Genomic DNA, 26136 nt, shown 5'->3' with positions numbered 1-26136 from the left:
GTGACCTCTGGGACGATCCCACGACCTGACGGCGTGGAGAGCGCAGACGTCATCGTCGTCGGGGCCGGCCCCGGCGGCTCGGCCACCGCCACCCACCTCGCGCGGCACGGCCTGGACGTCGTCCTGCTCGACAAGGCAACCTTCCCCCGCGACAAGATCTGCGGCGACGGGCTCACCCCCCGAGCCGTCCGCGAGCTGGCGACGCTCGGCGTCCCCACCCGCGAGGAGGACGGCTGGATCCGCAACAAGGGCCTCCGCATCGTCGGCGCGGGGCAGACCTTCGAGCTGGACTGGCCGGAGAGCTCGGCCTTCCCGGGCTACGGCCTGGCCCGGGCCCGCGCCACCCTCGACGAGACCCTGGCCCGCCACGCCTCCGCGACCGGCGCCCGGCTGATGGAGGGCATGAACGTCACCGCTCCCGTCGTCGAGCGCGGCCGGGTCGTCGGTGTCCAGGCCAAGGTCATGCAGGACGGACGCGCCACCGGTGAGGTCCGCGAGCTGCGAGCCCCCGTCGTGATCGCCTCCGACGGTGTCTCGAGCCGGCTCGGCACCGCCGTCGGCCGGCAGAAGCTCGAGCGCCGCCCCATGGGCGTCGCGGCGCGCACCTACTACACGAGCCCGCGCACCAACGACGACTACATGGAGTCCTGGCTCGAGCTGTGGGTGCCCGAGGACCCGTATGCCGACCCGGCCGACCCCGACGCCAAGCGCATCCTGCTGCCCGGCTACGGCTGGATCTTCGCCCTCGGCGACGGACGGGTCAACGTGGGCCTGGGCATGCTCGACACCTCGCCCGCCTTCGGTCAGGTGGACTACAAGGACCTGCTGCGCCGCTGGGTGGCCACGCTGCCGCCCGAGTGGGAGTGCACCCCCGACACGATGACGGCGCCCATGCGGGGCGCGGCCCTGCCGATGGCCCTCAACCGTCAGCCGCTGTACGCCGACGGCCTGCTGCTCGTCGGCGACGCCGGAGGCATGGTCAACCCCTTCAACGGCGAGGGCATCGACTACGCCATGGAGGCCGGCCGGCACAGCGCCGAGGTGGTGGTGCAGGCCTTCGCCCGCAGCGACGACGCCGGGCGCGAGCGCGTGCTGCAGGCCTACCCGCGGATCATGAAGGACCAGCTCGGTGGCTACTACACGCTCGGGCGCGGCTTCGCCTCCCTGATCGGCCACCCCGAGATCATGCGGCTGGCGGTCAAGTACGGCCTGCCGCGGCGGACCCTGATGAGGCTCCTGCTCAAGGTGATGGCCAACCTCGCCGACGAGCACAGTCCCGCGCTGACCGACCGCGCCATCATGGCCCTCACCCGTCTGGTGCCCTCGTCATGACCGCCCGTGAGCGAGTGGGCGGGGCTGACCCTAGGATGAAGTCGCAGACCAACCGAAAGGGGTGCGTGGCGGGATGAGCATCAACCCGTATGTGCCGATCCTCTTCCTCTTCGCCCTCGGCATCGCCTTCGCCGTGGTGTCGGTGCTCGTCTTCGGCTTCATCGGCCCGAAGCGCTACAACCGGGCGAAGCTCGACTCCTACGAGTGCGGCATCGAGCCCAGCCCGGTCGCCCAGGGTGGGGGCCGCGTCCCGGTCAAGTACTACGTGACCGCGATGCTCTTCATCATCTTCGACGTCGAGTCGCTGTTCCTGCTGCCGTTCGCGGTGGCCTTCGACCGTCTGGGGCTCTTCGCCCTGGTCGAGATGGTGCTCTTCGTGCTGACCGTCTTCATCGCGTACGCCTACGTCTGGCGACGTGGCGGATTGGAGTGGGACTGACCCATGGGTGTGGAAGACAAGATCCCGTCGGGCATCGCCCTGACGACGCTCGAGGCCGTGGCCGGGCAGATGCTGCACCGGTCCATGTGGCCGGCGACCTTCGGCCTGGCCTGCTGCGCCATCGAGATGATGGCCTCGGGCGGCCCCGACTTCGACATCGCCCGCTACGGCATGGAGCGGTTCTCCGCGACGCCGCGGCAGGCCGACCTGATGATCGTCGCCGGCCGGTGCTCGCAGAAGTTCGCCCCCGTCGTGCGCCAGGTGTGGGACCAGATGCCCGAGCCCAAGTGGTGCATCGCCATGGGCGTCTGTGCCAGCTCCGGCGGCATGTTCAACAACTACGCGATCGTGCAGGGCGTGGACCACATCGTGCCGGTCGACGTCTACCTCCCCGGCTGCCCGCCGCGGCCGCAGATGCTGTTCAACGCCATCCTTACGCTGCACGACTACGTCAAGGCCTCGCCCCAGGGCGTCAACCGCGAGGAGGCGGCCCGGGCCGCGGAGCGGGCCGCCATGGAGGCGACCCCGCTCCACCTGCAGAAGGGTCTGCTGGCATGACCGACGACAAGCTCCCTGCCGAGGCGCAGGGCGAGGCCGCGCGCCGTCTGCCCGTCGACGGCGGGTCCCTGCGGCCCGTGGAGATGGGTCGCCGCCACGGCATGTTCGGCGGCTCGCGCGGCGGTGACACCTCCGGGTATGGCGGCCTGGTCTCCCCGGTGCTCTTCCCCGGGCAGTCCGACCGCCCCTACGGCTCGTACTTCGACCACGTCGCCGACACCCTCGAGAAGGCCCTGCTCGGCGGCTCCGCGTCGTTCGCCGAGGCCATCGACGCCGTGGTGATCGACCGCGGCGAGATGACCCTGCACGTGCGCCGCCAGCACCTGGCCGCCGTCGCGCAGGCGCTGCGCGACCACCCCGGCCTGCGCTTCGAGATGTGCACCGGCGTGTCCGGGGTCCACTACCCGCAGGTCGAGGGCGCCGAGCTGCACGCGGTCTACCACCTGCTCTCGCTCACCCACGGCTCGCGTCGCGTGCGCCTCGAGGTCAGCTGCCCCGACGCGGACCCCCACATCCCGTCCGTGACGAAGGTGTGGCCGGGAGCCAACTGGCACGAGCGCGAGACCTGGGACTTCTTCGGGATCGTCTTCGACGACCACCCGGCGCTGACCCGCATCATGATGCCGGACGACTGGCCCGGCCACCCCCAGCGCAAGGACTACCCCCTCGGCGGTGTCCCGGTGGAGTACAAGGGTGCCACCGTCCCGCCCCCCGACCAGCGGAGGTCGTACAACTGATGAGCACCGCACACAGCGAGTTCACGGCCACCGGCGGCGCCGGGCAGGACGAGGAGGGCTACGAGCTGACCTCGGTCGGCGGCGACTGGGACGACCTCGCCCAGGAGGCGATCGAGCACTCCGACGAGCGCATCGTCGTCAACATGGGCCCCCAGCACCCGTCCACGCACGGGGTGCTCCGCCTCATCCTCGAGCTGGACGCCGAGACGGTCACCGACGCCCGCGTCGGCATCGGCTACCTGCACACCGGCATCGAGAAGAACATGGAGTACCGCTCCTGGACCCAGGGCGTGACCTTCTGCACGCGCATGGACTACCTCACGCCGCTGTTCCAGGAGGCGGCCTACTGCCTCGCGATCGAGAAGCTCCTCGGCATCACCGACCAGGTCCCCGAGCGGGCCAACGTCATCCGGGTGCTGATGATGGAGCTCAACCGGATCGGCTCGCACCTGGTGTGCACCGGCACCGGCGGCATGGAGCTGGGCGCCACCACCGTGATGGAGTTCGGCTTCCGCGAGCGCGAGCGCATCCTGCGGTTCTTCGAGGCGGTCACCGGGCTGCGCATGAACCACGCCTACATCCGTCCCGGCGGCGTCATCCAGGACGTCCCCGCCGAGGCGATCCGCGACCTGCGCGCGGAGCTGCCCGACCTGCGCCGCGGCATCCACGAGCTGGAGCTGCTGATCAACGAGCAGCCCATCCTCAAGGGCCGCATGGAGAACGTCGGCTACCTCGACCTGACCGGCTGCATGGCCCTCGGCGTCACCGGCCCGATGCTCCGCGCGACCGGCTACCCCTATGACCTGCGCAAGGCCGAGCCCTACTGCGGCTACGAGACCTACGACTTCGAGGTGGCGACCTGGGACACGTCGGACGCCTACGGACGTCTGCGCCTGCGGTTCACCGAGATGTGGGAGTCGCTCAAGATCGTCGAGCAGTGCCTCGACCGCCTCGAGGCGACGCCCGGCCCGATCATGGTCGACGACAAGAAGATCGCGTGGCCGGCCCAGCTGGCCATCGGTGGCGACGGCATGGGCAACTCGCTCGAGCACATCCGCGAGATCATGGGCGAGTCGATGGAGTCCCTCATCCACCACTTCAAGCTGGTGACCGAGGGCTTCCGCGTGCCCGCGGGCCAGGCCTACCAGGCGGTCGAGTCGCCCAAGGGCGAGCTCGGCTGCCACCTCGTCTCCATGGGCGGCACCCGCCCGCACCGTGCGCACTTCCGCGACCCGGGATTCAACAACCTGCAGACCGTGGCTGCCATGTGCGAGGGCGCCCAGGTGGCCGAGGTCATCGTCGCCGTCGCCTCCGTCGACCCGGTGCTCGGAGGAGTGGACCGCTGATGTCAGCTTTCGATGCCCCCAACTACGGCACCCAGCCCAACCACCTCGAGCAGCCCTGGGAGCCCGAGGTCGCGGAGCGTCTGCGCACCGACGCGGCCGCCGTGGTCGCGCGCTACCCGCAGAAGCGCTCGGCGCTCCTGCCGCTGCTGCACCTGGTGCAGAGCGTGGACGGCTACGTCTCCACCCGCGGCATCGAGCTCGCGGCCGAGTTCGCCGGGGTGACGGCGGCCGAGGCGTCCGGCGTGGCCACCTTCTACACGCAGTACAAGCGGCACCGCAACGGCGACTACCTCGTCGGCGTGTGCACGAACTCCCTGTGCGCGGTCATGGGCGGCGACCAGATCTGGGACGACATCAGCGACTACCTCGGCGTGGGTCACGACGAGACGACGGCCGACGGCACGATCACGCTCGAGCGCCTCGAGTGCAACGCCGCGTGCGACTTCGCCCCCGTGGTGATGGCCAACTGGGAGTTCTTCGACAACATGACGCCGCGGTCGACGCGCGAGCTCGTCGACGCGCTGCGTTCCGGTCAGGCCGTCCGCCCCACCCGGGGACCGGACCGCGTGCACACCTTCAAGGAGGTGTCGCGCGTGCTCGCCGGCTTCCTCGACGGGCACGCGGACGAGGGCCCGAGCGGTGGCGTCGCGACCATGCGTGGCCTGCGCATCGCCCGTGAGCACGGCTGGGACATGCCCTCCTCCGCCCGCGCGGGCGAGGAGGCCACCGGGCCCGTCCCCGGCGCCGACGGTGCCGGCAGCAGCGAGAGCGGCAAGGTCGACGCCCAGCCCGGACCGGGCGAGAAGCAGAGCTCCGCCGAGGCCGAGGCCGCCGCGGGCAAGAGCTCCGAGGCCAAGCATCCCGCGACGTCGCCCGTCGACGACCAGGCGTCCGCCGGCAACACCTCCGACCCCAAGGGGGACACCAAGTGACCACCACCGAGCTGACCCCCGTCCTCACCCGCACCTGGGACCAGGAGCGCTCGTGGACGCTGGCGACCTACGAGGCCAAGGCCGAGGGCTACCAGGCCCTGCGCAAGGCCCTGTCGATGGAGCCCGACGCCGTGCTGGGCGCGGTCAAGGACTCCAACATCCGCGGCCGCGGAGGCGCTGGGTTCCCCACGGGGCTCAAGTGGAGCTTCATGGCACCCCCGGACGGCGGACCCCGCTACATCGTGGTCAACGCGGACGAGTCGGAGCCGGGCACCTGCAAGGACATCCCGCTCATGATGGCGGCGCCCCACCACCTCATCGAGGGCCTCGCGATCGCCACCCACGCCGTGCAGGGCGAGCTGGGCTTCATCTACCTCCGTGGTGAGGTCGTCCACGTCTACCGCCGCCTGCTGCGTGCGGTGGAGGAGGCCCGCGCCGCGGGCTACCTCGGCGACAACGCCATGGGCACCGGCAAGCGGATCGACATCGTCGTCCACGCCGGCGCCGGCGCCTACATCTGCGGCGAGGAGACCGCCCTGCTCGACTCGCTCGAGGGTCGTCGCGGGCAGCCGCGCCTGAAGCCCCCCTTCCCCGGGGCTCAGGGGCTGTACGCCCGCCCGACCTCGGTCAACAACGTCGAGTCCATCGCCTCCGTGCCGGGCATCCTGTTGCACGGCCCCGAGTGGTTCAAGGGCATGGGCACCGAGAAGTCCGCCGGCCACGGCATCTTCTCCGTCTCCGGCCACGTCACCAGCCCGGGCCAGTTCGAGGCCCCCTTCGGCATCACCATGCGCGAGCTGATCGAGCTGTGCGGCGGCATGCGCGACGGGCGTCGCCTGAAGTTCTGGACCCCCGGCGGCTCCTCGACGCCGATCTTCACCGAGGAGCACCTCGACGTCCCGCTCGACTTCGACTCCGTCGCCGCCGCCGGCTCGATGCTCGGCACCCGCGCGCTGCAGGTGTTCGACGAGACCGTGTCCGTCGTGCGGGTCGTCTCCCGCTGGACCGACTTCTACCGCCACGAGTCCTGCGGCAAGTGCACCCCCTGCCGCGAGGGCACCTGGTGGCTCAAGCAGATCATGGAGCGCCTCGAGGTCGGCCAGGGCCACGAGGGCGACATCGAGAAGCTCCTCGACATCTGCGACAACGTCCTGGGCCGCTCCTTCTGCGCGCTCGGCGACGCCGCCACCACGCCGATCTCCTCGGCCATCAAGCACTTCCGCGAGGAGTTCGAGGCCGGCATGCACACGCCGTGGTACGACCTCTTCCCGCCGGAGGCCTCCACTCTCTTCGCGAAGGAGACGGTGTCCCGATGACCGCCCCCACCACCAGCGCCGCCGACCTGGTCACGCTGACCATCGACGGTGTGGAGGTCCGCGCGCCCAAGGGCACGCTGATCATCCGGGCCGCCGAGCAGATCGGCATCCAGATCCCGCGCTTCTGCGACCACCCCCTGCTGGAGCCCGCCGGTGCCTGCCGGCAGTGCCTCGTCGAGGTGGCGACGCCGGGGCGTGACGGCAAGATCGCCCCGATGCCCAAGCCCCAGGCGGCCTGCACCATGACGATCGCGCCGGGCATGGAGGTCAAGACCCAGCTGACCTCGCCCGTGGCCGAGAAGGCCCAGGACGGCGTGATGGAGCTGCTGCTCATCAACCACCCCCTGGACTGCCCGGTGTGCGACAAGGGTGGCGAGTGCCCGCTGCAGAACCAGGCGATGAGCAACGGGCGCGCCACCTCGCGCTTCGAGGACGTCAAGCGGACCTATGCCAAGCCCGTCAACATCTCCTCGCAGGTGCTCCTGGACCGTGAGCGGTGCGTCCTGTGCCAGCGGTGCACGCGCTTCTCGGAGCAGATCGCCGGAGACCCCTTCATCTCGCTGACCGAGCGCGGCGCGGCCTCGCAGATCGGCATCTACCAGGAGAAGCCCTTCCAGTCCTACTTCTCCGGCAACACCGTCCAGATCTGCCCGGTGGGCGCCCTCACGGGAGCGGCCTACCGGTTCCGGTCCCGACCGTTCGACCTCGTCTCCACGCCGGGCACCTGCGAGCACTGCGCGTCCGGCTGCTCCATCCGCACCGACCACCGCCGCGGCGTGGTCCTGCGCCGCCTCGCCTCCAACAACCCGGAGGTCAACGAGGAGTGGAACTGCGACAAGGGTCGCTGGGCCTTCCAGTACGCCACGCAGGCCGACCGCCTCGACATGCCGCTCGTGCGGCGCGAGGACGGGGAGCTGCACGTCGCCTCCTGGCCCGAGGCGCTCGCCGTCGCCGCGGCCGGGCTCGAGCGGGCCCGCAGCTCGGGCGTCCTGGTCGGCGGCCGGACCTCGATCCATGACGCCTACGCCTACAGCAAGTTCGCGCGGACGGTCCTCGGCACCAACTCGATCGACTTCCGGGCCCGTCCCCACTCCGTGGAGGAGGCCGAGTTCCTGGCGTCCCACGTGGCGCTCACGGCGCCCGACCACGGCGCGGTGACCTACGCGGACCTCGATCAGGCCAAGGTCGTCCTCCTGGTGGGTCTGGAGCCCGAGGACGAGTCGCCCATCGTGTTCCTGCGCCTGCGCAAGGCCTTCCGCAAGAACCGCCTCAAGATCTACACCGTGGCGCCGTACACCTCCCGGGGCACGACCAAGCTCGGGGGCACCGTCCTGCAGGCCGCGCCCGGCCTCGAGGGCGAGGTCCTCTCCGCGGTGCGTGACGCCCAGGGCGTCTTCGCCGACGCGGGCACCGCGCTGCGCGAGGCCGGCTCCGACGCCGTGATCCTCGTGGGCGAGCGGCTCGCGGCCACCTCGGGCGGCTACTACGCCGCGATGGACGTCGCCCGCGCCACCGGCGCTCGTCTTGCCTGGATCCCGCGCCGTGCCGGGGAGCGGGGGGCGCTCGAGACCGGCTGCCTGCCCGGCCTCCTGCCCGGCGGCCGTCCCGTCACCGCCGAGGGCCTCGCCTCCCTGGCGCAGACCTGGGACGACGCGACGCTGCCCACCGAGCCCGGCCTCGACACGTCGTCGATGCTGCGCGCAGCCGCCGACGGCGAGCTGGACGCCCTGGTGGTGGGCGGTGTCGACGCGGACGACCTGCCGGACCCGAGGACGGCCCGCGAGGGCCTCGAGCGCGCCTTCGTGGTGTCGCTGGAGCTGCGTGAGTCCTCGGTGACGCGGCTCGCCGACGTCGTGCTGCCCGTCGCCGCCTTCTCCGAGAAGTCCGGCGCGTTCCTCGACTGGGAGGGCCGCGTGGGTCCGTTCCAGGCGGCGATCGAGACCGAGCTGATGAGCGACTACCGCGTCCTCGACCTCCTGGCCGGGGAGCTGGGCTCCTACCTCGGGGCCCGCACCTTCGCCCAGGTCGAGCGCGAGATGCACCGCCTCGGCCCCTGGACGGGCGCGCGGACGGGCGTCAACCCGGTGGCCCCCGTGGCTCCGGGCCGCACCGGCTCGGGCCGCGCGGTCCTCGCGACCTGGCACGAGCTGCTCGACGGCGGCTCGCTGCAGGACGGCGAGCCCTACCTCGCCGGCACGGCCGTCGAGCCCGTGGCCCGCATGTCCGTCGCCACCGCCGAGGCCGCAGGCCTGGCCGAGGGCGAGGTCGTCACCGTGCAGTCCGAGTCCGGGACCGTGACCTACCCCGTCCGGATCACCGAGGACATGGCCGACCACGTCGTGTGGATCCCCACCAGCTCCGCGGGCCAGTCGGTCCGCTCCCGCCTCGTCGCCGACAACGGCGACGTCGTCACGCTGACGAAGGGTGTTGCGCAGTGAGCACATTCCCGACCCTCGCGGCCACCGCGCTCGCGGGCACCAACCGGCTCGCGACCGAGCTCGCCCCCGGCGGGACCTACCGCGCGGACTTCAGCGACACCCCCTGGTGGCTGACGCTGATCAAGGCGCTGCTCGTCTTCGTCTACCTGATGCTCAGCGTCGTCGTCGTGATCTGGTTCGAGCGCCGCATCGTCGGCTTCCTGCAGCAGCGGCCCGGCCCCAACCGGTTCGGTCCCGGCGGCATCTTCCAGACCCTTGCCGACGGCTTCAAGCTGGTGTGGAAGGAGACGTTCACCCCGGCCAACGCCGACACCTTCATGTACAACCTGGCGCCGATCATCGCGGGGTCCACGGCCTTCATCGGGTTCTCGATCATCCCGATGGCGGGCGAGGTCAACCTCTTCGGCCACCGCACCCCGCTCCAGCTGACTGACGGCCCCGTCGCGGTCCTGCTCGTGCTGGCCGCCGGATCCATCGCCGCCTACGGCTTCATCCTCGCCGGCTGGTCCAGCGGGTCGACCTACCCCCTGCTCGGTGGCCTGCGCTCGACCGCCCAGGTGATCTCCTACGAGATCGCGATGGGTCTCTCCCTCGTCGCGGTGTTCCTGTATGCCGGATCCATGTCCACCTCGGAGATCGTCGCCAAGCAGGCGAGCCTGTGGTTCATGATCCCGGCGATCTTCTCGTTCATCGTCTACGTCATCTGCATGTTCGGCGAGACCAACCGCCTGCCGTTCGACCTCGCCGAGGGTGAGGGCGAGATCGTCGGTGGCTACCACACCGAGTACTCAGGCATGAAGTTCGGGATGTTCTTCCTCGGCGAGTACGTCAACATGTTCACGGTCTCGGCCCTGGCCACCACGCTCTTCCTGGGCGGCTGGCAGGCACCGCCGCCGCTGACGCTGATCAACGACGGCATGCTCAACCACGGCTGGTGGGGGCTGTTGTGGTTCACCCTCAAGCTGTGGGGCTTCATGTTCTTCTTCGTGTGGGTGCGCGGCACCCTGCCCCGCACGCGCTACGACCACTTCATGGCCTTCGGCTGGAAGCTCCTGATCCCGCTCACCCTGGTGTGGGTCATGGCTGTCGCCTTCGTGCGCGCCGCCATGCTCGGTCACCTCGGCGACACCGCGATCACCGCCTTCGGTCGGTCGTTCTACGTCTCCCTGCTGATCATCATCGGGGTCTTCCTCCTGGGAGCGGTCGTGGCGACCTGGCTGATCGAGAGCCGCAACGAGTCCCGTCGCGAGGCCGCGCGCCCCGAGCAGCCCGCCGAGATCGACCCCTTCGCCGGTGGCCACCCCGTGCCGCCGATGCCCGGCCAGACGCTGCGCGAGCCCACGCTCTCGAGCCACCGCACGGTGACCGCCGCTCCGGCCACCGGCCGCAGCTCCGCGAACGACCACGAGGAGGACCACCGTGGCTGACTCCAAGCCCGAGCCCGGCAGCTCGCTCGACCCCGCGTCCCGCACGGGCGGCGAGGTCAGCCGTGAGCACCGCGCCGCGCAGGACGAGCGCCCCAGGGCCAACCCCCTGATCGAGGCATTGGGCCCGCAGGCCGGCTTCGGCGTGAGCCTGCGGACCTTCTTCCGCAAGCGCTACACCGAGGAGTACCCCGAGGTGAAGCGCCCCACCGCGGCGCGCTTCCACGGCCGTCACCAGCTCAACCGCCACCCTGACGGCCTCGAGAAGTGCGTCGGGTGCGAGCTGTGCGCGTGGGCCTGCCCGGCGGACGCAATCCTCGTCGAGGGCGCTGACAACACCGAGGAGGCGCGGTTCTCGCCCGGCGAGCGCTACGGCCGCGTCTACCAGATCAACTACCTGCGCTGCATCTTCTGCGGCCTGTGCATCGAGGCCTGCCCGACCCGCGCGCTCACGATGACCAACTTCTACGAGCTGGCCGACCACACCCGCGGCGAGATGATCTTCGAGAAGCACCAGCTGCTCGCCCCCGTGCAGGAGGGCATGATCGCCGCCCCGCACCCGATGGTGGAGGGCATGGAGGAGCGCGACTACTTCCGGGGTCGGGTCACCAAGGCCACCCCCGCGCAGCAGTCCTGGGTGGACGAGCACGAGGCCCACCCGGCCGACGGCACGGCGCCCACCGGCGACCCCGTCGAGGGCGTCGACACGATCAGCTCCGGCCGGCAGGCCACCCGAGACTCGGTGAAGGGAGTCCGGCGATGACCTCCAGCGGCGAGGCCGTCTTCTTCTGGATCTCGTCGATCGTCTGCGTGCTCGCGGCGCTCGGCCTGGTCTTCGCCCGCAAGGCGGTCTACGCCGCCATGAGCATGGCCGTGATCATGGTCAACCTCGGCGCCATCTACCTCGCCCAGGGGGCTGACTTCCTCGGCATCGTCCAGGTCGTCGTCTACACCGGCGCCGTGATGATGCTCTTCCTGTTCGTCCTGATGATGATCGGCGTCGACTCGGCGGACTCGACGGTGGAGACCCACAAGGGGATCCGCGTCTGGGGCGTGCTGCTGGGCCTCGGCCTCGGCGCGCTGCTGATCGCCGTCATCGGCCAGTCCCGGCTGCCCGCCCCCGTCGGCCTGGACGAGGCCAACGCCGGCGGCAACGTCAACGGCCTCGCGGACCTGATCTTCGGGCCGTACGTCTGGACCTTCGAGCTCACGTCCGCCCTCCTGATCACCGCGGCCCTGGCGGCCATGGTGCTCGCCCACCGCGAGCGCCTCATCCCCAAGACGACGCAGCGGGTCTACGCGGAGCGGCGGTTCAAGACCGGTCGGTTCCCCGCCGGCAAGCCGGCGCCCGGTGTCTACGCCCGGCACAACGCCGTCGACACCCCCGCCCTCCTGCCGGACGGCACCCCGTCCGAGCTGTCCGTCTCCGCCGTGCTGGAGGCCCGGGACCAGGTGGCGCAGCCCGGCCAGTTCGAGGACATCGAGCACGCCATCGAGCGCGAGATCGAGGAGGGGCGCACCCGATGAGCCTCATGAACTACATCTACCTGGCGACGATCCTGTTCAGCCTCGGCGCGGTGACCGTGCTGGTGCGACGCAACGCGATCATCGTCTTCATGGGCGTCGAGCTCATGCTCAACGCAGCCAACCTCGCCTTCGTGACGTTCGCGCGCATGCACGGCACGCTCGAGGGCCAGGCCATCGCTCTGTTCGTGATGGTGGTGGCGGCGGCCGAGGTCGTGGTCGGCCTGGCCATCATCATGTCCATCTTCCGCGCGCGCCGGTCGGCCTCGGTCGACGACGCCAACCTGCTGAAGCTGTAAAGGAGCGACTGGCGTGACTCTGCTCAGTACCTCGGCCCTCCTCGCCGCGGAGGGCGCTGCCCCCGTGGTGGAGGCGACCGACGTCGCGTCCTGGGGGTGGTTGCTCATCGCCCTCCCGCTCCTCGGCGCTGCGCTCCTGCTCGTCGGCGGACGGATGACCGACAGGTTCGGCCCCGGCCTGGCCACCCTGCTGTCCTGGGGATCCTTCGCCGTCGGCCTGATGATCTTCCTGCAGATGCTCGGGGCCGACCCCGAGCAGCGGTCCATGACCAAGGACCTGTGGCACTGGGTGCCGGCGGGCGGCTTCGACCTGAAGGCCGGGATCCTGCTCGACCCGCTCTCGATCGCGTTCGTCCTGCTCGTGACCTTCGTCGGATCGCTCATCCACGTCTATTCGCTCGGCTACATGGAGCACGACCCCGACAAGCGCCGGTTCTTCGCCTACCTCAACCTGTTCGTCGCGGCGATGCTCACCCTCGTGCTCGGCAACTCCTACCTGATGCTCTTCGTCGGGTGGGAGGGCGTCGGCCTGGCGTCCTACCTGCTCATCGGCTTCTGGAACTGGAACCCGCCGTACGCCTCGGCCGCCAACAAGGCCTTCATCGCCAACCGGGTCGGCGACGTGGGCATGATCGTCGCGATGATGGCGATGTTCGCCGCCTTCGGGACGGTGTCCTTCGCCGGCGTCGACGCGGGCGTCCAGCACGCCAGCCCCGCCCTGCTGACCTTCATCGGCCTGGCCCTGCTGCTGGCGGCCTGCGGCAAGTCGGCACAGTTCCCGCTGCAGTCCTGGCTCGGTGACGCCATGGCCGGTCCCACCCCGGTGTCCGCCCTGATCCACGCGGCGACGATGGTCACCGCCGGCGTCTACCTGGTGGTCCGGTCGCACGCGATCTTCAACGCGGCGCCGAACGCCCAGCTCGCCGTCACGATCGTCGGAGCCATCACGCTGACGCTCGGCGCGATCATCGGCTGCGCCAAGGACGACATCAAGAAGGCCCTGGCCGCATCGACGATGTCCCAGATCGGCTACATGATGCTCGCCGCGGGCCTGGGCCCGGTGGGCTACGCCTTCGCGATCTTCCACCTGCTGACGCACGGCTTCTTCAAGGCCGGGATGTTCCTCGGGGCCGGCTCGGTCATGCACGGCATGGGGGACCGGGTCGACATGCGCACCTTCGGCAACCTGTCCGGCAAGATGCCGACCACCTGGCTCACCTTCGGTGCCGGCTGGCTGGCCATCATCGGCTTCCCGTTCCTGTCGGGCTTCTGGTCCAAGGACAAGATCATCGAGGCCGCGTTCATCGGCGAGGGCTGGCGACCCTGGGTCTTCGGCTCGGTCACCATGCTCGTCGCGGGGCTGACCGCGTTCTACATGTCCCGCCTGTTCTTCATGACCTTCCAGGGCCGCCGCCGCTGGCTGGCGCAGGACCACCCGCACGAGTCCCCGGCCACCATGACGGTGCCGATGATCATCCTCGCCATCGGCTCGGTCGCGCTCGGCTTCGTCCTCAACTTCTTCGGCTTCACCCACTGGCTCGAGCCGGTCGTCGGCGGGCACGGCGAGGAGCACCCGGTCCTCCCGGTCCTCGCGATCACCCTCCTGACCCAGCTGCTCATGGTGATCGGCGTGGCCGTCGCCTGGATGAAGTACTGGCGCGACGAGGTGCCCGTCGTGGCACCCCGCGGCTCGGTCCTCACCCGCGCTGCGCGTCGCGACTTCTACCAGGACGACGTCAACGACGGCCTGTTCGTCCGGCCCGGCAACGGCCTCATCAGCGGCCTGCGCTCGGCGGACAAGAACGGCGTCGACGGCGGGGTGCTGGGGCTCGGCGAGGTCGTCGAGGCCACGTCCAACGGCGTCCGCAAGCTGCAGAACGGCTTCGTTCGCTCCTACGCCCTGACGATGCTCGCCGGCGTCGTCGCGATCCTCCTTGCTCTGTGGGTGGTGCAGTGATGTCCAACGTCCCCTGGTTGACCGCGATGCTGGTGATTCCCCTCGTGGGATCGCTGGTCGTGGCCTGCCTCCCGTCCTCTCTCGCGAGCAAGGCCAAGCAGGTCGCGCTGGGCTTCTCGCTCGTGACCCTGGTGGTCGGGATCGTCGCGGCGCTGCGCTTCGACACCGACTCGAGCGCGCTGCAGCTCACCGAGCAGCACCAGTGGATCCCGTCCTTCGGCGTGTCCTACGCCGTGGGGGTCGACGGCATCTCGCTGAGCCTGATCCTCATGTCCCTCGTCCTCGCCCCGGTGTGCATCCTGGCCGCCTGGCACGACGCGCCCGAGGGCGGCAGCAGGGAGAAGACCTACTTCGCGCTGCTGCTGTCGCTGGTGCCGTTCATGGTGGGCGTCTTCGCCGCGACCGACGTCTTCCTGTTCTACGTGTTCTTCGAGGCCATGCTGGTCCCGGTCTACTTCCTCGTGGCCGGCTACGGCGGAGCCCGCCGCCGCCAGGCCGCGCTGAAGTTCCTGCTGTTCTCGCTGGCCGGCGGCCTGGTCATGCTCGTGGCCCTGATCGCGCTGTACGTCCACGGCCCCGGTGGCGCCGACGGCTTCATGATCACCCGCCTGGTCGGGCTCGAGATGAGCCCGATGGCCGAGCGCCTGATGTTCGTGGGCTTCTTCATCGCCTTCGCGATCAAGGCCCCGATGTGGCCGCTGCACACCTGGCTGCCCGACACGGCCGAGGAGGCCACCCCGGCCACCTCCACGCTGCTCGTCGGTGTCCTGGACAAGATCGGCACCTTCGGGATGCTGCGCTTCTGCCTCCCCTTCTTCCCGGACGCGTCCCGCTGGGCCGCCCCGGCGATCCTGGTGCTGGCCCTGATCTCGATCTTCTACGGCGCCTTCCTCGCGATCGGCAGCAAGGACATGCTGCGGCTGATCTCCTACACCTCGATCAGCCACTTCGGCTTCATCGTGCTGGGGATCTTCGCCTTCACGATCACCGGCGGCAACGGCTCGGCGCTCTACATGGTCAACCACGGCTTCACCACCGCGGCGCTCTTCCTGATCGTGGGCATGCTGATCCGCCGTGGTGGCAGCGCCAAGATCCCGGCCTACGGCGGCTGGCAGCGGGTCACCCCGGCCCTGGCCGGGTGCTTCCTGGTCGCGGGTCTCTCCGGTCTGGCCCTGCCGCCCCTCGGAGCCTTCGTGTCCGAGTACCTCGTCCTCGTCGGGACCTACCAGCGGCACCACGTGATCGGCGGCATCGCCGCGGTCGCGGTCATCCTCGCGGCGCTCTACATCCTGCTGATGTACCAGCGCGTGTTCACCGGCCCCCGGCCCGAGGGTGTCGACCGGGTCCGTGACCTGACCGGCCGCGAGAAGGTCGTCATCGTGCCGCTGATCGCGAGCTTCCTCGTGCTCGGCCTGTGGCCGAAGCCCGCGCTGGACGTCGTCAACCCGGCCATCACCAAGACCCTGCAGACGGTCGGCATCGCCGACCCCGCGCCGTCGACCGGCGCGCAGGCCACCTCCGAGGGGAGTGCCAAGTGAGTGCGTTGGTCAGCAGCCTGGTGGCTGTGACCGGACTGTCCGGTATGCCGCAGGCCGTCCTGCCTGCCGCGGACTTCCAGGTGACGTCCATCGACTACGCGGCCGTGTCGCCCGTCCTCGTCGTGGCGATCGCCGCGCTGGTCGGTGTGCTCGTGGAGGCCTTCGTCAAGCGCGAGCTGCGCTACCGCGTGCAGGTCGTCGTGGCGCTGCTGGGTCTGCTCGGCGCCTTCGCCGCCCTCGTGACGTGCGCCAACGACGGCTGGGTCTCGACCGCCGCGGGTGCCGTCGTGGTCGACGGGCCGACGCTCCTGATCCAGGGTGCGCTGCTGATCCTCGGTGTGATGAGCGTCCTGACGATGGCCGAGCGGTTCGACTCGTCCGCGCCGGACGCGTTCACGCAGTCCGCGTCGTCCGCCCCCGGCTCGCACGGGGAGTCGATGGCCCTGCGTCTCGGCGCCACCACCACCGAGGTCTTCCCCCTCACGATGCTGTCCATGGTCGGCATGCTGCTCTTCCCGGCAGCCGGTGACCTGGTCGTGATGTTCGTGGCGCTGGAGGTCCTCTCGCTCCCGCTGTACGTCCTCGCCGGGCTGGCCCGCCGCCGCCGCCTGCTGTCGCAGGAGGCCGCGCTGAAGTACTTCCTGCTGGGTGCGTTCTCGTCCGGGTTCTTCCTGTTCGGCGCCGCCCTGCTCTACGGCTACTCGGGCACCGTGCGGCTGGCGGGCATCTCCCGCGCCATCGGCACGACGATCGGCATGGAGGGGCTCCTGCTGCCGGGTGCCTTCTTCCTCATGGTGGGTCTGCTCTTCAAGGTCGGCGCCGTGCCGTTCCACTCGTGGACGCCGGACGTCTACCAGGGCGCCCCGACGCCGGTCACGGGCTTCATGGCCGCCTGCACCAAGCTGGCGGCGTTCGGCGCCCTGCTGCGCCTGCTCTACGTCGGCCTCGCCGGCGACCGGTGGTCCTACCTGCCGGGCCTGTGGGTCGTCGCGATCCTGACGATGGTGGTCGGTGCCGTCCTGACGGTCACGCAGACCGACATGAAGCGGCTGCTCGCCTACTCCTCCATCGCCCACGCCGGCTTCATCCTGGTCGGGGTGCTGTCGTTCGACCGCAGCGGCGTGATCGGCACGATCTTCTACCTCGTGGCCTACGGCTTCATGACCATCGCGGCGTTCGCCATCGTCTCCCTGGTCCGCCGTGGCGGGTCCGAGGCGACCACGCTCTCGCAGTGGTCCGGGCTCGGACGCAGGCACCCGGTGACGGCCGCGGTGTTCAGCTTCCTCATGCTGGCCTTCGCGGGCATCCCGCTGACGTCGGGCTTCACCGCGAAGTTCGCCGCGTTCTACCCCGCCGTCGCCCACGGTGGGGGCATGGGCACCGTCCTCGCCGTCGTCGGCGTCCTGTGCTCGCTCGTCACCGCGTTCGCCTACCTGCGGGTGGTGGGTGCGCTCTGGCACGGCGACCGCGACGGCTTCACGGCCGAGGTCGTCATGCCGTCCGTGGGGAGCACCATCGCCATCGCCCTCGGCGTGACGGTCACCCTGGTCCTCGGAGTCTTCCCGACCCCGCTGCTGGACCTGGCCGGACGTGCGGCCACGTTCCTCCCATGACGGGCATGCCGCTTCCCGTCGGGGCGCCCGCCGAGGGCGCCCCGACCGTCGCCCTGGCCACGATGCCGGGGGCGAGCCCCGAGCTCATGGACCGGCTCACCTCGGGGCTGCAGTCCGTCGAGGCCCGGATCCGAGCCGAGGTCGACCACGAGGACCCCTTCATCGCCGGGGCCTCCGCGCACCTGCTGTCGGCGGGCAAGCGGTTCCGTCCCATCCTCACGCTGCTCGCCGCCGAGCTGGGCGGCGGCTTCAGCCGTGACGTCGAGACCGCCGCCGCGGCCGTGGAGCTGACCCACCTGGCGAGCCTCTACCACGACGACGTCATGGACGAGGCCGAGATGCGCCGCGCGGTGGTGTCCGCCAACGCCGCCTACGGCAACTCCACGGCGATCCTCGTGGGGGATCTCCTCTTCGGGACCGCGTCCAAGATGATCGCCGAGCTCGGGCCCCTCGGGGTCCGCATCCAGGCCGAGACCTTCGTGCGCCTGTGCTCGGGCCAGATCCGTGACGACCGCGCCTGCCCCGAGGGGACGGACCCGGTCGACTACTACCTCGGCGTGCTCGAGGACAAGACCGGGGTGCTCATCGCCACCGCGGCGCGCTACGGCGCCATGTTCTCCGGGGCGGGGGAGGAGGCCGAGCGCATCCTCGAGGCCTACGGCGAGAAGCTCGGTGTCGCCTTCCAGCTGGCCGACGACCTGCTGGACATCACCTCTGACGACTCCGGCAAGGAGCCCGGCACCGACCTGCGCGAGGGTGTCGACACCCTGCCGGTGCTCTACGTCAAGGCGTCCACCGACCCCGCCGACGCCCGTCTGCAGGAGCTGCTGTCCTCGGACCTGCGCACCGACGCCCAGGCGCACGCCGAGGCCCTGGGGCTGCTGCGCACCCACCCGGCGCTGGATCGCGCCCAGGCCTACACCCGTCAGGTCGCCGAGGAGGCCCAGCGAGTCCTGGACCCGCTGGGCGACGGCGAGGCGGTCCGGGCCCTCCGTGCTCTCGCGGCCAGCGTGGTGGACCGCGAGGTCTAGCCCTACCTGTCGGTAGGCCGGTGAGGACAATCACGCCCCAGGAGGGGCGGCCGCGCCCTAGAGTGCGCTCATGACCGCCTCCGCCCCGGCCCGGGACCTGCGCGCCGACGAGCTGCGTCTCGCCCTCGCCGGACGGGAGGCGCCGTTCGCCGTCGTCGACCTCGATGCGTGGGACGCCAACGCCCAGGACCTGCTGCGACGGGCCGGGCGGCTGCCCGTCCGGCTCGCGACGAAGTCGGTGCGATGTCGTGCCCTGGTGGAGCGGGCCCTCTCCCGGGGATTCAGCGGCGTCCTGACCTACAGCCTCGACGAGGCACTGTGGCTCGCCGACCAGGGGGTCGACGACCTGCTCGTGGCCTACCCGCCGGTCGGTCTCGACTCGCTCTCGCGCCTCGCCACGCACCCCCGTCGCGACACGGTGACCGTGATGATCGACCACCCCGATCACGTCACGCGTCTCGCCGCGGTGGTGCGAGAGGCCTCGGCCGGCCCGATCCGCGTGTGCCTGGACCTCGACGCATCGCTGAGGATCGGCCCCGTGCACCTGGGGGTGCGACGCTCCTGCCTGCGGACCCCCGAGGCCGCCGCGGCCGCCGCGCGGGCGGTCCTCGCCCGCCCCGAGCTGCGCCTGGTCGGCGTCATGTCCTACGACGCCCAGGTCGCCGGGCTCCAGGACAGCTCGCCCGCGGTCCGGCTAGTCAAGGCGGCGTCGGTCCGCGAGCTCCTGGGACGTCGTGCGGCGGTGGTGACCGCCGTCGAGGACGTGCTGGGTCACCCCCTCGAGCTGGTCAACGGCGGCGGCACGGGCAGCCTGCACCTCTTCGCCGACGGACCCGGCCACCACCGAGCTGGCGGCCGGCTCAGGACTGATGTCACCGCGCCTATTCGACGGCTACGACGCCTTCCGCCACCGGCCCGCGGCGTGGTTCGTGCTCCCGGTGGTGCGGCGACCCGCGAGGCGCGTGGCGACGTGCTTCTCCGGGGGCTATGCCGCCAGCGGCGCGGCGGGACGCGACCGGCTGCCGAGCCCGGTGTCGCCATACGGCCTCCCGCTGCTCGGGGCCGAGGGCGCCGGGGAGGTCCAGACGCGCGTGACCGGACGAGCCGCCGAGGACCTGCGGATCGGCGACCACGTGTGGTTCCGGCACGCCAAGGCCGGCGAGCTGTGCGAGCGCGTGGACCGGCTGCTGCTGGTCAGCGGGACAGAGGTGGTCGACGAGGTGCCGACCTATCGCGGCAAGGGGAGGGCCTTCGGATGAGCACGTGGACCAACTGGAGCGGCAACCAGAGCTGCCGACCCGCGCGGGTCCTCACCCCCGTGGGGGTGGACGAGGTGGCGCAGGTCATGGCCGACGCCGCTCGAGACGGGCTGCGGGTCAAGCCGATCGGGGCCGGGCACTCGTTCACCGCCATCGGCCTCACCGACGGCGTCCAGGTCAGCCTCGACGCGCACACCGGGCTGGTCGCCGTCGACCGGGACTACGGCCGGGTGCGGGTGCGTGCCGGGACGCGCCTGTGCGACCTCAACGCGCTCCTGGAGGCGCAGGGGCTGGCCATGGCCAACCTCGGCGACATCGACCGGCAGTCCGTCGCGGGCGCGCTGTCGACCGGCACCCACGGCACCAGGCCACCCTGCCCGGGCTGGCCGGCCTCGTGGAGGCGCTGGAGATCGTGACCCCGGACGGGCGCGTGCGCCGGTGCGACCGGCAGCGTGACCCGGACCTGTTCCACGCGGCGGGCGTCGGGCTGGGCGCCCTCGGCATCGTCACCGAGGTGACGCTCGCGTGCGTACCGGCCTTCCGCATCGAGGCGCGGGGGGAGCCGGCCGGCCTGAGCGCCGTGCTCGCGCAGCTGGACGAGCACGTCGACGGGCACGACCACTTCGAGATGTTCTGGTTCCCGCACACCGACCGGGTCCTCGCCAAGCACAACCGGCGCCTGGCCCCCGACGACACCTCCGGCAAGGCCCTTCCGCGCTGGCGCTACCTGCTGGACGACCAGCTGCTGTCCAACGGTGTCTTCGACCTGACCTGCCGGCTGTCGGCGCGCGTGCCCGCCACCACGCGGCCCATCAACGCCGTCGCGAGCCGGGCCCTGTCGGCCCGCACCTACACGGACTCCTCCTACCGGGTGTTCGCCAGCCCGCGGACGGTCCGCTTCACCGAGAGCGAGTATGCCGTGCCGCGTGCCGCCCTCCCGGAGGTGCTGCGGGACCTGGACCGGTTCATCGAGCGCTCGCGCGAGCACGTGGCCTTCCCGGTGGAGATCCGGTTCGCCGCCGCCGACGACGCGTGGCTCTCGACGGGCTACGAGCGGGCCAACGCCTACGTCGCCGTCCACCACCACCGCTCGGTCGACCCCCGCCGCTACTTCGCGGCCTTCGAGCAGGTCGTCGCCGCCCACGACGGTCGCCCGCACTGGGGCAAGATGCACACGCTCGGCGTCGACCGGCTGCTCGAGCTCTACCCCCGGCTCCCGGACTTCCTGCGGCTGCGCGACGAGCTCGATCCCGACCGGCTGCTCGGCAACGACTACCTCACCCAGGTCCTCGGCAGGTGACGCCAGCAGGGTGGCGCCACGGGGCGCCGGGCGCACGCGGGTAGTCTGGGCGCGGCGGGGCCGTCCCGTCCCGGACCGCTGGAGGACCCCGCACGCATGTCGACCGTCGAGGTGGCGCACCCCGCCGCACCCCACGGCCACGGCGGCGGTCGCGCCCGTCGGGGCGTTCGTGCCACGTGGTCCCGGGCCACCCGCGAGGAGCGGGGCGTGGGACTCGCCTCGCTGGGTCTCGTGCTGTGGTTCCTGGTGCGGGTGCGGTCGGGGGCCGACCTCTACGACGGCTCGCACGTCATCGCCCTCGCGCAGCGCATCGCCCAGGGCGACCGGTTGTTCGCCGACGAGATGAACGCGCAGGCCGTCGGCTCCGCCGCCGGGGCGCCGTTCGTGTGGGCGTGGACGCACCTGTTCGGGCAGGCCTACCTCGTCCTGGCCTACCGCTACTGCTACATCGTGGTGGCCGTCCTGGTCGGTGTGCTGTGCTACCGCGCCCTGCGCACGCGGTTGCGCCCGCTCGTCGCGTTCCCCGCCGTGGCGGGAGCGTTGATGGTGACGAGCTACCACGTGGTCGGGCTGTCCTACAACACCGTCCCCACGCTGGCCATGGTCGTCCTCACCTGCTGCGGCCTCGCGGCGGTGCTGGGCCCCGGGGCGAGCGCCCGGCGCTGGGTGGTGCCCGTCGGACTGACCGCCCCCCTCGGCGCGGTCAGCCTGCAGTCCCTGCTCCCCGCCGTGGGGCTCAGCCTGCTCGTGCTCGTCGTGCTCCTGTGGCGGGGTGGGCGCCGCGACGCCGTGCTCTGGCTCGTCGGGACCGCCGCGGTGGTCACCCTCCCGGTCGCGGTTTACTTCCTCGGCGTCATCGGCTGGTCGGCGATCAGCGACACCCTGGACTACACCGTGCAGTACCAACGACCTCGCTCCGGCCCGCTCGAGCGGCTGGGGTTCACCTCGATCTCCTGGCTCAAGGAGCTGGTGACCCCCGTGCGACTCCCCGCGGTGCTGCTGGGGCTCAGCGCGGCCGTGCCCCTGCTCTCGGTGCGCTGGCGCCGAGGCGCTGTGACCTGGTTCCCCGTGGTCCTGGGCGCCACCAGCCTGCTGGCGCTGCTCGTGCACGACGTCAACCTGATGCGCTACGTCGGGTCGGTCCAGCTCTACACCGCCCTCGTCATGCTCCCGGTCTGCCTGTGGTGGGTGCGGTCCCGAGGTGACCGCGACGTCGCGACCCTGCTGCTCCTCGCCGCCCCCACCGCCCTCGTCGGCCACCCGATGGTCGCCGCCACGACCTTCGCGGGCCCGTGGTACGGCGAGTTCCCGCCCGCCTCCGTGGCGCTGGCCATCGCAACGACGGTCGGCGCCTGCCGGGTGGTGGAGTGGATCAGCGGCACGAGCGACGTGAGCGCGCTCAAGCGCTACGCCCTCGTCTCGGTGCTCGCGATCCTCGCGTCGCAGTTCGCGACGAACTTCTACGGCAGCTCGCCCTGGGCGGCACGGACACCGGCTCCGGCCGGGGCCTACAGCGGGCTCTACAGCGGCGGGCGCGAGCTCGCCCACCTGCGGATCGTGCAGGACACGACCGACACCTGGGTGCGGCCGGGCGAGAGCCTGCTCGTCTACGGCGCGGTCACCGGCGCCTTCCTGACGTCGGGCGCGCCGGCGGACACCAACATCGTGTGGCTCGAGGACTTCGGCGAGCAGGGCCGCTACACCACCGACTGGATGCGCCGGACCGGTCGGGTGCCGGACGTGGTGCTCGTCTCCACCGACGCCATCCACGGCGACGGGATCGAGGCCATGGCCCAGCGGGACCCCATCCTCGCGACCTTCGCCGGCACCCACCGGATCGTCTCCGGCATCGGCTCCTTCAGCCCGGGGCAGTTCCGCAACGAGGCGGGGCTGGTCGTCCTGCGTCGCATCGGCACCTGATGCATCAGGGGGAGCGGCGGCCTGATGCCCCGACGGCGTCGGCGCCCAGGACTAGCCTGGAGGGGCACACCACCCCACGAAGGACGACCCACCGATGACACCTGCCTCGCGACCCACGTCCGTGGGGCTGGCGTCCTGGCTCGGCCTGCGCGAGGCGTCCCTGCTGCTGGCGTGCGCTCCCGCGGGCGGGCTCCTCGTGGGCGCGGTGGACCTGGCCACCTCCTCCGGCTTCGCCGACCTCGGTATGGCGCTGGGCTTCGCTCTGGTGGCGGCCTTCTACACGGCACAGCTGGCGGTGACGCTCGGACGGCCGGGGTGGACCGACACGTGGTGGGCGCCCGTCATCCTGACGACGTCGGCGCTGTCGTCCCCGCTCTTCACGACCTTCCTGGTGGATCCGCGGCCTCCCATCGTGTGGTTCTGGCTGCTGGAGCCCGTGGTCGTGTTGGCGGCCTACCTGTGCCGACCCGCCCACACGGCCCTGGTCACCGTCGGGTGCCTGGGCTGCGGCTGGATCTTCCTGGCGCTGAGCGACGTCGACGTGGCCCGCTACGCGCACGAGGTGGTGGCGGGAGCGGCGGCGATCGTGATGCCCGGTGTGGTGGCCGCGCTGGTCCTCGGACGGGTGCGGCGCCGGGAGCGGTCGGTGCTCGAGCAGACCCGGTTGGACCCGGTCACGGGGGTGCTCAACCGGCGAGGTCTCGAGCACGAGCTGAGCGAGTGGTCGGAGCGGGGGCGGGGAGCCGAGCCGGTGTGCCTGGTGTCCATCCACCTGGACTCCTTCGACGAGGCCGCCTCGGCGTGGGGCGGAGCCGCTGCCGACCAGGTGATGGCCAGGGTCGCCGTGGCCCTGGAGCGCGCCTACCACCGCAGCCACCTCGTCAGCCGGTTCGTGGACCACGAGTTCATCGTGGTCAGCGACATCGACCCCGACCTGCTCGTGCCGTCCCTGCTGCGCGCGGTGCGGGTGGCCAGCCCGCAGCGCCCGGTCACCGCCAGTGCCGGCGTCGTCTGGGGCATCCCCCTGGACCTGCTGGCCGAGGGGCAGCTCGTCCCGATGGTCGAGCGCGCCCGCCAGCGGGTCACCGCCGCGCAGCTGTCCACCGGGGGGATCGACGCCCAGCAGTTCGAGCCCGAGACCTATGTCCCGGTCCCGGTGCCCCAGCCGGTGCCGGCGGCGCCTCCCCGGCAGGAGGAGCCCGACAAGCCCGACCTCCCGGGCAGCGATGCCCGGGTGCTCGGGTGGTGGCTGGCCGGCACCGGCATCCTGCTGAGCGCGGTGCCGCGGCGCCCCGATCAGTCGAGCCCCGTCGACCTGCTCGTCTACGCCGCCTGCCTGGCGCTCGCCTGCGGGGGGATGTGGGTCGCGCAGAGCGACACGGGTCACCCACGGGTGGGGCGCCTCCTGGTGACGCTGACGCTCCCTGTCACCGTCATGGTGGTGATGAACGTGCCCACGGTCGAGGCGCGCTACCTCGTGGTGGTGCTCGCGGCCTACCCCGCGACCATCGCGGGCGTGCTCCTGGACCGGGTGTGGGCGCAGTGGATGGTCGTGCTCCTGCCGGTGAGCTTCGTCCTGGCCACGGCGGTGGGTCCCACCGCGCTGCCGCACGCCCTTAGCATCACCATCCTCGCGGTCGGGCTGGTCGCGGTGACGGCGCTGCTGGCGGCCATGGTGCGCCGCCGCCGCCTCACCTCGCTCAACCGGCTGCACGTGCTCACCCTCACCGACCCGACCACGGGGGTGCTGACCCGGGCGGGCCTCGCCCGGGAGTTCCTCGACCTGCCGCCCGCCCGCCGGACGGGGATCCTGCTGACCTCGGTGCTGCCCCGCGGGGGCGAGGGGCAGGGCACCGCCCTGGAGGCCGACCTCGCCCTCGTGGCGACGAGCCTGCACGAGCTGGCGCGGGGGAGGGGCGTCGTGGGCCGGGTCAGCGGACGCGACCTGGTGCTCGTCGTGCCCGGCGCGGACCGCCTGGCGCTGCTGCGGCGTCGCCTCCAGCAGGACCTGGGGGAGCGGTCCTCCGAGGTGGAGGTCCTGGTGGGGCTGGCCTACACCGACGACCACACCGAGGGTGGGCTGTGGCAGGCCGTCAACGAGGCCGACGAGGCCGTCCGGCGCCAGAGCCACGGCGACGCCGGGCCCTCCCACCTCGTGCCCGCCGACGTGACGCCCTGACCGTCGGCGCCGCCCACGAACCCACCCGGAACGTTCGCGGGCGCACCGGCGTTGTTCCTGGCATGCATCGGCACTTCAACGGTCTCAAGACCGCTGCGCTCTTCGGCGTCATCTGGGCGCTGCTCCTCGGCCTCGGCGCCCTCATCGGCAACGGCCGCTACATCTGGCTGTTCGCCCTGGTCGGCCTCGGCATGACCTTCTACTCCTACTGGAACTCCGACAAGCTGGCGCTCAAGGCCATGCAGGCCTACCCGGTCACGCGCGAGCAGGCCCCGGCGATGTACCGCATCGTCGAGGAGCTGTCCGCCAAGGCCGGTCAGCCGATGCCCACGCTGTGGATCTCCCCGACCGAGGCGCCCAACGCCTTCGCCACGGGGCGCAACCCCCAGCACGCGGCGGTGTGCTGCACCGAGGGCATCCTGCGCCTGCTCGACGAGCGCGAGCTGCGGGGGGTCCTCGGCCACGAGCTGATGCACGTCTACAACCGCGACATCCTCACGAGCTCGGTGGCGGCCGCGATCGCCGGCGTCATCACGAGCGTCGCGCAGATGGCGATGTTCTTCGGCGGCGGCAACGACGAGGACCGCCCCAACCCGGTGGTCATGATCCTCATGGCGCTGCTCGCCCCGCTGGCCGCGAGCCTGATCCAGATGGCGATCTCCCGCACCCGCGAGTTCGACGCCGACGAGGACGGCTCCTCCCTGACCGGCGACCCGCTCGCCCTGGCCTCGGCCCTCAAGAAGCTCGAGCTCGGCGTGGCCCGGGCGCCCCTGGCGCCCCAGCCCGACGTCGTGAACGCGAGCCACATGATGATCGCCAACCCCTTCCGCGCGCAGGACGTCAGCAAGCTCTTCAGCACCCACCCCGCCACTGCCGACCGGATCTCCCGGCTCGAGCAGATGGCCGGCTACCACGGGCGCTGACCGCGGCCGTCTGACCGCGCCCGTTCGGGCCTCGTGACGCAGCGCCGTATGCCGCCGGCCCGCGGCATACG

22 protein-coding genes and 1 pseudogene are annotated in these 26136 nt (G+C 71.4%); all 23 read left to right on the top strand.

Annotated elements, in window-relative coordinates; translation table 11 throughout:
• Positions 1-33: 33 nt before the first annotated feature.
• The 23 genes and pseudogenes from K313_RS0108705 to htpX all read left to right on the top strand — a co-directional run bounded on the left by K313_RS0108705 (position 34) and on the right by htpX (position 26065).
• The gene (locus tag K313_RS0108705; protein WP_240483962.1) at positions 34-1332 is read left to right on the top strand and encodes a geranylgeranyl reductase family protein; all 1299 of its coding nucleotides are present in this window, start codon (positions 34-36) and stop codon (positions 1330-1332) included.
• Positions 1333-1405: 73 nt separating this feature from the next.
• Entirely contained in the window at positions 1406-1771 is a 366-nt protein-coding gene (locus tag K313_RS0108700) for an NADH-quinone oxidoreductase subunit A (protein WP_156911259.1), read from the top strand.
• 3 nt (positions 1772-1774) lie between these two features.
• The gene (locus K313_RS0108695) at positions 1775-2329 is read left to right on the top strand and encodes an NADH-quinone oxidoreductase subunit B (protein ID WP_029211289.1); all 555 of its coding nucleotides are present in this window, start codon (positions 1775-1777) and stop codon (positions 2327-2329) included.
• On the top strand, positions 2326-3066 hold the full coding sequence (locus tag K313_RS0108690; protein ID WP_019286417.1) for an NADH-quinone oxidoreductase subunit C: 741 nt from the start codon (positions 2326-2328) through the stop codon (positions 3064-3066). The genes K313_RS0108695 and K313_RS0108690 overlap by 4 nt, the downstream gene beginning before the upstream one ends.
• Positions 3066-4412: an NADH-quinone oxidoreductase subunit D gene (locus K313_RS0108685; RefSeq protein WP_019286416.1), complete on the top strand. Its 1347-nt coding sequence runs from the start codon at positions 3066-3068 to the stop codon at positions 4410-4412. Before K313_RS0108690 ends, K313_RS0108685 begins: the two co-directional genes overlap by 1 nt.
• Entirely contained in the window at positions 4412-5344 is a 933-nt protein-coding gene (gene nuoE / locus K313_RS20565) for an NADH-quinone oxidoreductase subunit NuoE (RefSeq protein ID WP_029211288.1), read from the top strand. The genes K313_RS0108685 and nuoE overlap by 1 nt, the downstream gene beginning before the upstream one ends.
• On the top strand, positions 5341-6660 hold the full coding sequence (gene nuoF, locus K313_RS0108675; RefSeq protein ID WP_029211287.1) for an NADH-quinone oxidoreductase subunit NuoF: 1320 nt from the start codon (positions 5341-5343) through the stop codon (positions 6658-6660). The genes nuoE and nuoF overlap by 4 nt, the downstream gene beginning before the upstream one ends.
• Complete coding sequence (locus K313_RS0108670) at positions 6657-9098, top strand: NADH-quinone oxidoreductase subunit G (RefSeq protein WP_029211286.1); 2442 nt, start codon at positions 6657-6659, stop codon at positions 9096-9098. The genes nuoF and K313_RS0108670 overlap by 4 nt, the downstream gene beginning before the upstream one ends.
• A complete protein-coding gene (gene nuoH, locus K313_RS0108665) occupies positions 9095-10525 on the top strand; it encodes an NADH-quinone oxidoreductase subunit NuoH (RefSeq protein WP_029211285.1) in 1431 nt (476 codons plus the stop codon). The genes K313_RS0108670 and nuoH overlap by 4 nt, the downstream gene beginning before the upstream one ends.
• Positions 10518-11285, top strand: a complete 768-nt coding sequence (nuoI, locus tag K313_RS20560) for an NADH-quinone oxidoreductase subunit NuoI (protein WP_019286411.1) — start codon at positions 10518-10520, stop codon at positions 11283-11285. Before nuoH ends, nuoI begins: the two co-directional genes overlap by 8 nt.
• On the top strand, positions 11282-12049 hold the full coding sequence (locus K313_RS0108655; RefSeq protein ID WP_019286410.1) for an NADH-quinone oxidoreductase subunit J: 768 nt from the start codon (positions 11282-11284) through the stop codon (positions 12047-12049). The genes nuoI and K313_RS0108655 overlap by 4 nt, the downstream gene beginning before the upstream one ends.
• Positions 12046-12345: an NADH-quinone oxidoreductase subunit NuoK gene (gene nuoK / locus K313_RS0108650; protein WP_019286409.1), complete on the top strand. Its 300-nt coding sequence runs from the start codon at positions 12046-12048 to the stop codon at positions 12343-12345. The genes K313_RS0108655 and nuoK overlap by 4 nt, the downstream gene beginning before the upstream one ends.
• A 13-nt stretch (positions 12346-12358) precedes the next feature.
• Positions 12359-14302, top strand: a complete 1944-nt coding sequence (nuoL, locus tag K313_RS0108645; protein WP_029211284.1) for an NADH-quinone oxidoreductase subunit L — start codon at positions 12359-12361, stop codon at positions 14300-14302.
• Positions 14302-15840, top strand: a complete 1539-nt coding sequence (locus tag K313_RS0108640) for an NADH-quinone oxidoreductase subunit M (RefSeq protein ID WP_019286407.1) — start codon at positions 14302-14304, stop codon at positions 15838-15840. Before nuoL ends, K313_RS0108640 begins: the two co-directional genes overlap by 1 nt.
• Before the next feature lie 44 nt (positions 15841-15884).
• Positions 15885-17453 (top strand): NADH-quinone oxidoreductase subunit NuoN, encoded by a 1569-nt coding sequence (nuoN, locus tag K313_RS0108635; RefSeq protein WP_029211283.1) that lies wholly within the window; start codon positions 15885-15887, stop codon positions 17451-17453.
• Between the two features lie 5 nt (positions 17454-17458).
• Entirely contained in the window at positions 17459-18484 is a 1026-nt protein-coding gene (locus tag K313_RS0108630; protein ID WP_051274069.1) for a polyprenyl synthetase family protein, read from the top strand.
• Positions 18485-18554: 70 nt separating this feature from the next.
• Positions 18555-19103, top strand: a pseudogene (locus K313_RS24790) (alanine racemase); the annotation flags it as partial.
• Positions 19104-19353: 250 nt separating this feature from the next.
• The gene (locus K313_RS24785) at positions 19354-19743 is read left to right on the top strand and encodes a type III PLP-dependent enzyme domain-containing protein (RefSeq protein WP_019286404.1); all 390 of its coding nucleotides are present in this window, start codon (positions 19354-19356) and stop codon (positions 19741-19743) included.
• On the top strand, positions 19740-20159 hold the full coding sequence (locus K313_RS24780) for an FAD-binding protein (RefSeq protein WP_308191363.1): 420 nt from the start codon (positions 19740-19742) through the stop codon (positions 20157-20159). Before K313_RS24785 ends, K313_RS24780 begins: the two co-directional genes overlap by 4 nt.
• Positions 20138-21043 carry a D-arabinono-1,4-lactone oxidase gene (locus K313_RS20550; RefSeq protein WP_338021328.1) on the top strand — a complete coding sequence of 302 codons (906 nt, stop codon included), beginning with the start codon at positions 20138-20140 and terminating at the stop codon, positions 21041-21043. Before K313_RS24780 ends, K313_RS20550 begins: the two co-directional genes overlap by 22 nt.
• A 96-nt stretch (positions 21044-21139) precedes the next feature.
• Entirely contained in the window at positions 21140-22963 is a 1824-nt protein-coding gene (locus K313_RS0108605; RefSeq protein ID WP_029211280.1) for a hypothetical protein, read from the top strand.
• A gap of 94 nt (positions 22964-23057) precedes the next feature.
• A complete protein-coding gene (locus tag K313_RS0108600) occupies positions 23058-25142 on the top strand; it encodes a GGDEF domain-containing protein (protein WP_029211279.1) in 2085 nt (694 codons plus the stop codon).
• A gap of 62 nt (positions 25143-25204) precedes the next feature.
• Positions 25205-26065 (top strand): zinc metalloprotease HtpX, encoded by an 861-nt coding sequence (htpX, locus tag K313_RS0108595; protein WP_019286402.1) that lies wholly within the window; start codon positions 25205-25207, stop codon positions 26063-26065.
• Positions 26066-26136 lie beyond the last annotated feature (71 nt).

The organism is Arsenicicoccus bolidensis DSM 15745 (assembly GCF_000426385.1).
GTDB classification, from domain to species: domain Bacteria; phylum Actinomycetota; class Actinomycetes; order Actinomycetales; family Dermatophilaceae; genus Arsenicicoccus; species Arsenicicoccus bolidensis.
This window is presented reverse-complemented; position numbering and strand designations above follow the sequence as displayed.